The organism is Chryseobacterium endophyticum (assembly GCF_056333165.1).
Genome location: NZ_JBWGXE010000026.1, coordinates 1 through 1,600, shown reverse-complemented (window position 1 = coordinate 1,600; position 1,600 = coordinate 1). Strand labels below are relative to the sequence as shown.

Genomic DNA, 1,600 nt, shown 5'->3' with positions numbered 1-1,600 from the left:
GTCGTAAAATAGCAGCACAATGCTGAATATAATAAGATTGACCAATGAGAACAATGTGTTTAACGAAGAACTCGTTAGCAGTTGTTCGATCCTGTGGTGGTCATTGATCCTCTGCATGATGTCTCCCGTCATCCGGGTATCGAAAAAGCTTATAGGGAGCTTCATCAGTTTAATAAAGAAATCCGAGATAATGGAAATATTGATTCTGGCTGAAAGATGCAGTAAAATCCAGCTTCGGATGACTTCAATGCCCATTCTCCCGACAAAAAGCATGATCTGGGCCAAAAGAACGAGGTAAATGAAGTTCAGGTCCTGATTCTGAATCCCGACGTCAACAATACTCTGGGTAAGGAACGGAAAAATAAGGGACAGTAAGCTTCCTGCCAACAGCCCTATCGCCAGCTGAATCACCAGCGATTTATACTTGAAAAGATATTTTGAAAGAAAAGAAAAGCTCGCTTTACTTTCTTTATCATCAAACTCGGTCTGGAAAAAAGCAGGTGTGGTTTCCAGGATCAAAACGATGCCTTCTTCGGTTTTTTCATCGGCATTTTCACCGATCCAAAGCTTTATGAATTCTTCTTTGGTGTAGGTGATAAGCCCGTAACCGGGATCTGAGACATAGACCTTTTTATTTTTATCGATTTTATAGACTACTACAAAGTGGTTTTTGTTCCAATGCACAATACAGGGAAGGGGAACTTCTTCGGCAAAAGTATTGAAGTCGATCTGTACGCCCATGGAACGGAAACCCAAATCCTCGGCCGCATCACTCAGTCCCAGCAGGCTGCTTCCTTCACGGGTGGTTTCCGACAGATTACGGATCTGCTGCAAAGAGATACTCTTTCCGTAATATTTGCTTACGATTCGAAGACAGGTCGGCCCGCAGTCTTTGGAGTCCGGCTGGCGGTAGAAAGGAAAAGATTTCAATGAAGTTGTTTTTATTCTTTAAATAAATTAAATTTCGATAAATAGGGTTTCCCAATATGCTTATTCGGGATAGCATCGTATGCCCTGCTAAGTTACTTTATTTTATTTTCTGGTATGGCGTTTATTCCAGGGACTGATCCTGATACAGAATAGTTTTTTATTAAACCTCTTCATCCTCGGTAAGCTCATCAATAAAATAATAAATATCCTCGCGATCATACTTATCAGGAAACTGGTATCCGTTGATCAGGATGATCGGGGTGAAATTAAGCCCTGCATTTCTGTTTTCTGCCGACATCTCAACCAGACGACTCAGGTCTTCACCGGTGGACACGGCTCCGGTTTTCTGTCTTATTTTCTGCTCATCCCTGGTTTCAAACCAATACTCGACCAGCTTTAAAAAATCATCGGCCGGCTTATTTTTATAAGTACACATAAAATCAGAGATCAGTCCCGTAAGTTTTTCATTCTGCTTATCCGGGGAATAATTAAACCTCATCTGAACAGAAATGTCATTCGGATACTTCTGAAGTAAATCTTCCATGATTTTGTGCGCATCCTTGCAGAAACCGCAATACGGATTTGAAATAATGGAAATGTGAAGCTTTGCGTCTTTATTACCTATAAAGAATGTGTCGTTGTCGGTAAAACTGATCTTTTCCTTCTCCAG

Annotated in this window: 2 protein-coding genes; both read right to left on the bottom strand. The window is 41.0% G+C overall.

Going from position 1 to position 1,600, the window contains the following annotated elements:
* Positions 1-930, bottom strand: a 930-nt coding sequence (locus AC0N32_RS19755; protein ID WP_476395544.1) for a cysteine peptidase family C39 domain-containing protein, incomplete at its 3' end; no start/stop codon positions are given.
* A gap of 160 nt (positions 931-1,090) precedes the next feature.
* On the bottom strand, positions 1,091-1,600 hold a 510-nt coding region (locus AC0N32_RS19750), incomplete at its 5' end, for a thioredoxin domain-containing protein (protein ID WP_476395543.1).